This window comes from Paenibacillus sp. Marseille-Q9583 (assembly GCF_976954365.1).
On record NZ_CDRJTB010000073.1, the window covers coordinates 25336 to 32233 of the forward strand.

A 6898-nucleotide genomic window follows, 5' to 3' on the forward strand; every position below is an offset into this window, starting at 1 on the left:
CTCTTTGGATGGGTTTTTTTGTTTGTTTTAGATAGATGTTTATCATTATAGAAGTATTGATATATCATTATCAATAAATAAACATATTGACATACTAACCACATGACAATATACTAATTTGTGAAAGCGCTTCAAAGTAAAAAGAAAAAGGGGGTATTATAACTGAAAGCAACCAGAGAAATCCCTGAATCGATGAAGAAACTGGCATCTAATGTAAAAGCGCAGCTGAGTGATCGTCCAAAATTAGCCGAAATGTTCGAGAAATGTATGGCTAACACCTGGAATACAACCTTAAAAAGAATGGCGAATGGCACCACTTTTGTCATTACCGGAGATATTCCAGCGATGTGGCTGCGGGACTCGGCCGCTCAGGTTAGACCCTTTCTGATCCTTGCCTCCGAGGATGAAGAAATTGCGGACATGATTGAGGGACTTGTACAAAGACAATTCGCCTGCATCCAGCTTGACCCTTATGCGAATGCGTTCAATGAAGAAGTTAATGGAAATGGCCATCAGGAGGATCTTACAGAGATGAGCCCAGGAGTATGGGAAAGAAAATATGAGATTGATTCATTATGCTATCCGATCCAACTGGGTTATCTGCTCTGGAAGAATTCGGGCCGAACTAGTCAGTTTAATGATTCATTTGTTAAGGGTGTAGAAAGAATTATTGCATTATGGACTACTGAACAGAAACATGAGAGCGATTCCAATTATCTTTTTCAACGGATGAACTGTCCACCTACGGATACATTAGCGCGTGAAGGCAAAGGAACGTTGACAGCATATACAGGAATGACTTGGTCTGGATTTCGTCCTAGCGATGATGCCTGTGAATACGGGTATTTGGTTCCTGCAAATATGTTCGCTGTGGTTGTTTTAGAGTATGTATGTGAAATTGCCCGAGAGATCCTAAGGGATCAGGAACTGGAATTGAAAGCTAGAAGACTTTCTGAACAGATTAATGAGGGAATACGCCAGTATGGAATCGTAGATCACCCAGAGTTTGGGTCAGTCTATGCATATGAAGTAGATGGCCGTGGACAGGTGAATTTGATGGATGATGCAAATGTGCCGAGTCTGCTCTCAATCCCTTATTTGTCTTATGTGAGTGCCGATGATCCTATCTACTTAAATACCCGAAAGTTTATTCTAAGTAGCAATAATCCTTATTTCTTCGCTGGAAAGGAGGCTTCAGGTATTGGAAGTCCACATACGCCTAGTCGTTATATCTGGCCTATAGCTTTAGCGATCCAGGGTATGACATCTACCAGCAATGAGGAACGGGAATCCTTGCTTAATCTGCTGGAGAAGACGGATGCAGGCACCGGATTTATGCATGAAGGGTTTCATGTAGATAATCCTGACGAATTTACACGTCCATGGTTCTCATGGGCAAATATGATGTTCTGTGAGCTGGTGCTTATGCGCTGCGGGTTCCAAGTTACGCGGGGTTAGTGTCTACAAGTTTTTTTAATTGACTCTAAAGGGGATAGAGAACATGAAAAAATGGCTGGTTACCACACTTGCTTTGGTTATGACAGCTTCACTTGCTACGGGCTGCGGTGGCAATAATGGGTCTACCGGTAAAGAGTCCGGAACTGCAAGTGAATCAGGGAGCGGTGATGGAAAAAAGACGGAGCTTACCTTCTGGGGGGATTGGGGCGGTGAGGGACAGAAACAATTTGAGACCATGGCCGATGCCTTTAATAAATCTCAGGATAAGATTCATGTAAAGTATGTGCTGCAGCAGGATATGATCACGAAGTTCCTGACTTCCGCTACTAATGGCGGCACTCCTGATGTACTATTTTGGGATCGCTGGAGAACTTCATTGTATGCTCCAAAAAACGTCCTGCATCCGGTTGACGAATACTTAACGCGTGACGGTATTTCCAAAGATGACTTCTACAGCGAATCCCTTCGTGAGCTTTCATACGATGACAAATTATACGGGCTGCCGCTTACCGTAGATGCTCGTGCTCTTTTCTATAATAAGAAGCTGCTCGCAGATGCAGGACTTCAGCCTCCAACAACATGGGATGAGCTAGAAACGGCTGCTACGAAGCTCACCAAATGGAACGGCAATAAATTGGAAATTGCAGGTTTTTCAATGGGGGATTTGGGGCTTTTTAATATGTACCTTCAACAGGCTGGCGGTACCATGCTTACGGAGGATGGAAAGACCAATTTTAATAATGATAAAGGCAAACAGGTGCTAGAGTTCTGGGATCGCCTGATGAACAAAGATAAGGTGTATAAAGTAGGGTTTGAGCTTGGACTTGGGGAAGGGCAAGATGCTTTTGTCACAGGCAAAGTTGCTATGTTGTATTCCGGTCCGTGGATGCTCAGCACCTATAACAAATATGGTAAAGATCTAGATTATGGAATTGTTCCCCCTCCAGCTGGACCAAACGGGGATAAAGGCAGTGTTATGGGCGGATTTGGTCTGGTGATTCCAGAAGGCTCCAAACATAAGGAAGAGGCGTGGGAGTTCATTAAATGGTGGACAGCGAACAAGGATAACGCATTGCTCTGGGCCAAGACCAGTCTGAATCTGCCTGGCTATAAGCCGTCTATGGAAGATCCATTCTTCAAAGATGATCCCAAGTGGCAGCCGTTTCTAGAAACACTGGAGTTCGCTAAGGTTCGTCCAAACCACCCTGGTTATTCCGTGATGGAAACCGACGCGTTGGCACCCAATTTGCAGCTAAACCAGCAGAACAAGCTGAGTATTGACGAAACCTTGAAGAAATCACAAGAAGAAGGCGACAAAATGCTTAAGGATAATGAGGTAGTGAAGTAATAAGTAAGACATTTGAAGTAAGGGGGAGGTCTTGCCTCCCTTTTGCTTAGGAGGGGGTAGCTGAAATGGCTTCCATCAGAAAGCTAGAGAAACATCAGGCGCGGACGGCTTATCTGTTTATTACACCCACGATATTGTTGTTTACAGTATTCACGGTCATCCCCGTGGTAATGGCGCTGTATTTAAGCTTTACCAATTACGATGTACTTAGTAGAAATGATTGGATCGGTTTTGATAACTATCGCCGTTTGATAGAAGACAGTTTGTTATGGAAAACATTCCGAAATGTATTTTTTTATTCGATCATTTTCGTTCCGCTAAATATCCTGATTTCGCTGCTCCTCGCGATTCTACTTAGTCGAACCTGGCGTGGGGTGAAGCTGTTCCGCACTCTGAATTATCTGCCAACTCTTACATCCGCCGTTGCTGCTGCTACCGTTTGGATCTGGCTTTTGCATCCTGAATTTGGATTGGTTAACGGATTGTTGTCCTATGTTGGGATTACAGGTCCAGCTTGGTTATCCGAGACCCGGACGGCGATGTTGTCCATTATAATGCTTACCCTCTGGCAGTCGGTAGGTTCTAATATGATTATCTACTTGGCAGGTCTGCAAGGTGTGCCTGACTATTTGTATGAATCCGCAAGGCTGGACGGTGCCAATAAACTGGATTGTTTCCGGTATATTACTTGGCCGCAACTGCGTCCTACGACCTTTCTAGTCAGCACGATGGCAATCATTGGCGCGTTACAGTTGTTCGACCAAGCTTTTGTGCTGACGCAGGGTGGTCCAGCGAATATGACGAAGACTCCGGTTTATCTGATCTATCAACAGGGCTTTAATCAATTGCAAATGGGGTATGCGTCTGCACAAGCTTTTGTGCTTGCTGTGGCGATTCTCATATTCTCACTTATAAACATGCGGATCACAAAGGCGGAGGAGTCCATTGTATAAGCCGGGCTTGTCATGCAGAAAGGGGATAGAGGTATGGATACTGGTGGAAGTTCGTTATTAAAAAGACGCTTAAGTAAATCTATTTATTATATAGTGTGCATTGTTATTGCAATCGTAATGTTTCTACCTTTTTATTGGAGTGTTCTTACATCTTTGAAGCCTGACGAAGAGATATTCGCCATGCCCATTCGGTGGTTTCCTTCACATTTGACCTTAGAGCACTATCGTAAGGCGTTTACAACGGTTCCATTTGCCCTCTTTTTCTGGAATTCACTTGTGCTTGCTGTAGCGGGTGTACTGGCGAATCTGTTTTTTGGTTCGATCAGTGGCTACGCATTCGCAAAGTTGAATTTTAAGCTCAATAAGCCAATATTCCGCGTGCTGCTAGCGGCGATGATGATACCGGGCATAGTGACGATGATCCCTACAGTTTATGTCATGCGTCATATTCCATTTTTCGGAGGTAACGATATTTTTGGCAGTGGGGGGAACGGGTTGATGAACTCCTTCTGGGGGATTATTCTTCCGGGAGCTTCAGGAACTTTTGCTGTGTTCTTTATGCGGCAATTCTTTCTTACCCTACCTAGTGACATGATGGAAATGGCCCGGATCGAAGGTTGTGGAGAGTTTAAGATATTTTGGCGTATTTATTTGCCGCTGACCAAACCAGCACTGGCGACTTTAAGCATCTTTACTTTTCAAGCGGGCTGGAATAGCTTCCTATGGCCCATGATTGTACTGAATGACCCGGATAAAGCGACGATCCAGATGGGACTTCAAGCTTTCTCCTATAATTTCCAAACGGATTACGGTCCAATGATGGCTGGTGCGCTTGTTGCGATTTTGCCAATATTGGTGCTCTTTCTGGCGCTTCAGCGTTATTTTGTGCAGGGGATTGCATTCAGTGGCATTAAAGGTTAATTCTATAAAAATCGAATCAGGGAGAGAGTTTATATGAACCAATTGGAGATCGGGATTTGGGAGGAACGGGCGAATCAGGCACAAGCTGCGCTGGATTCATTATTCTGGAATGACGCGATCAACATGTACAATATAGAAACACCTTGTCCAAACGGAGAATGTAATACCATTTTTCATTATTGGTGGATGGCTCATGCTGTGGATGTATTGGTAGATGGATTGCAGCGAACTAGAGAGGAATGGTATGCCGAACGGCTTTCCGCGCTTCATGAAGGTCTTTTGCGACGAAATGGGGGAGTGTGGCCCAACGAGTTGTATGATGATATGGAATGGATGGCTCTCGCGTGGCTCCGTGCCTATCAAGCAACAGGAGAGGAAGTTTATAAAGATACAGCCCTTCTTTTATGGGAAGACATTCAGACAGGCTGGAACGAGCATATGGGTGGTGGGATCGCTTGGCAGAAGTCACAGTTGGATTATAAAAATACACCTGCCAATGCACCGGCAGCTATACTGGCTGCTCGTTTGTATCAAGTCTTCGGTGTAGCTGAGAATCTAGAATGGGCGCTAAAAATTTATAGATGGCAAAAAGAGCATCTGGTAGACCCGACGACGGGTTTTGTTTGGGATGGCATGAATCGCACGGGCAATGGCCAGATCGATAAGGATTGGAGATACTCCTATAACCAAGGTATCTATATTGGCGCAGCTGTAGAACTCTATCGTATCACTAAGGACCCATCCTATTTAGAGGCTGCTCGATTAACTTTTTCCGCTGCTGCTCATGAGCTTGCTGAGGCTAAGGGCGGTGTACTTCCAGACGAAGGAAATGGAGATGCTGGATTGTTCAAAGGAATCCTGATTCGGTATACGGCAGAATGGGTCAAAGCTGATGTCGCAGCTGTTGAAGCTGTCGATTTTCTGCGTAGGAATGCTGAATCTCTCTGGGAGCAAGGAAAGTCAGAGGACGCAGCTTTGTTTGGTACAGATTGGACTTTGTCATCTACTGGTGTAATTCAGCTCAGCTCCCAACTTAGTGCAATGAAGTTATTGGAGAAGATGGCTGAATTAACTAAGGATCAGATTTGAGGTGAACTTTTAATGACACAAGCAAAAGAAGCCCTAGAAGCACTTAACTGGCAGGATAGGTCGGAGTGGTTCCAACAATGTCTAGAACGTAATTATTATAATGCGGAGACGGGGATCATGAATCAATGGTATCCCAGAAAGTATAACGTTGCAGGTGAGAATTTTTATTATTGGTGGCAGGCTCATGTCATTGATATTCTAGTGGATGGCTACGAGCGTAGCGGAGATCCTGCATATTCTCTGAGAATCAAGGAATTGAGTGAACATCTCCAGGCTTATAACGGTGGGACGTTCAGGCATAATTACTATGATGATATGGAATGGACGGCATTGGCGCTGTTACGAGCTTATCGGGCTACTGGATATGAAGCCTACTTAGACGCTGTACTAGATCTATGGGAGGATATAAAATCGGCTTGGAATGAACATTATGGAGGCGGTTTGGCCTGGAAGAAGGATCAGCTCGATTATAAAAACACACCTGCCAATGCACCAGCCGTCATTCTGGCAGCTAGGTTATATGAACTTTTTCAAAAGCAGGAGGATCTGGAGTGGGCACTCCGTATCTATGAATGGAACAAAACATATTTAGTGGATCCTGCGACTGGTTTTGTGTGGGATGGAATGAACAGACTCGGGGATGGCCAGATCGATTTCGATTGGGAATTTACGTATTGTCAGGGAGTGTTTCTAGGTGCGGGCTTAGAGCTGTATAAGAATACGGGGGATGTCCATTACTTAGAAGATGCGAATCGAACTGCTAATACATGTATTGATCGTCTATGCGATCCGATGAATATGATGTTGCCTGATGAAGGCATCGATGATACTGGATTATTCAAAGGGATTCTGATTCGTTATCTGGTTCAAATTTGCAGAGAGGTTCCTGAGGCTAGCAGGATTCATGAGGTAATCATGGCCAATGCTCAGCAGTTATGGGAAAAAGGTTTGGATAAACAGCTAGGTCTTTGTAGTCCATCATGGGAATTGAAACCGGAGCTTCCGGTTCAACTGAGCATACAACTCAGTGGCTTGATGTTGCTGGAGGGGGCCGCTGTACTTATGGAGAAGTAACTTAAAGGCGTAAGAAGAAGCTTCTCTTTTTAAATGGTGTATTTATTTTCCATTT

General features: G+C 44.4%; 6 protein-coding genes. All 6 read left to right on the forward strand.

Annotated elements, in window-relative coordinates:
- The first annotated feature begins 192 nt into the window (after positions 1-192).
- The 6 genes from ACWNM1_RS25425 to ACWNM1_RS25450 all read left to right on the forward strand — a co-directional run bounded on the left by ACWNM1_RS25425 (position 193) and on the right by ACWNM1_RS25450 (position 6843).
- Positions 193-1458 (forward strand): glycoside hydrolase family 125 protein, encoded by a 1266-nt coding sequence (locus tag ACWNM1_RS25425; RefSeq protein WP_449603122.1) that lies wholly within the window; start codon positions 193-195, stop codon positions 1456-1458.
- Positions 1459-1501: 43 nt separating this feature from the next.
- Entirely contained in the window at positions 1502-2806 is a 1305-nt protein-coding gene (locus ACWNM1_RS25430) for an ABC transporter substrate-binding protein (protein WP_449603123.1), read from the forward strand.
- Positions 2807-2871: 65 nt separating this feature from the next.
- On the forward strand, positions 2872-3759 hold the full coding sequence (locus ACWNM1_RS25435; protein ID WP_449603124.1) for a carbohydrate ABC transporter permease: 888 nt from the start codon (positions 2872-2874) through the stop codon (positions 3757-3759).
- 33 nt (positions 3760-3792) lie between these two features.
- Entirely contained in the window at positions 3793-4680 is an 888-nt protein-coding gene (locus ACWNM1_RS25440; protein ID WP_449603125.1) for a carbohydrate ABC transporter permease, read from the forward strand.
- A gap of 33 nt (positions 4681-4713) precedes the next feature.
- Positions 4714-5769, forward strand: coding sequence for a glycoside hydrolase family 76 protein (locus ACWNM1_RS25445; RefSeq protein ID WP_449603126.1), 1056 nt, complete (start codon positions 4714-4716; stop codon positions 5767-5769).
- Between the two features lie 12 nt (positions 5770-5781).
- Positions 5782-6843, forward strand: coding sequence for a glycoside hydrolase family 76 protein (locus ACWNM1_RS25450; RefSeq protein WP_449603127.1), 1062 nt, complete (start codon positions 5782-5784; stop codon positions 6841-6843).
- Positions 6844-6898: the final 55 nt, after the last annotated feature.

What these genes read in the sequence shown, in the direction of transcription:
- ACWNM1_RS25435 (WP_449603124.1), top strand. Translation starts at nt 2,872, where the DNA reads ATGGCTTCCATCAGAAAGCTAGAGAAACATCAGGCGCGGACGGCTTAT.
- ACWNM1_RS25440 (WP_449603125.1), top strand. Translation starts at nt 3,793, where the DNA reads ATGGATACTGGTGGAAGTTCGTTATTAAAAAGACGCTTAAGTAAATCT.
- ACWNM1_RS25450 (WP_449603127.1), top strand. Translation starts at nt 5,782, where the DNA reads ATGACACAAGCAAAAGAAGCCCTAGAAGCACTTAACTGGCAGGATAGG.
- ACWNM1_RS25445 (WP_449603126.1), top strand. Translation starts at nt 4,714, where the DNA reads ATGAACCAATTGGAGATCGGGATTTGGGAGGAACGGGCGAATCAGGCA.
- ACWNM1_RS25425 (WP_449603122.1), top strand. Translation starts at nt 193, where the DNA reads ATGAAGAAACTGGCATCTAATGTAAAAGCGCAGCTGAGTGATCGTCCA.
- ACWNM1_RS25430 (WP_449603123.1), top strand. Translation starts at nt 1,502, where the DNA reads ATGAAAAAATGGCTGGTTACCACACTTGCTTTGGTTATGACAGCTTCA.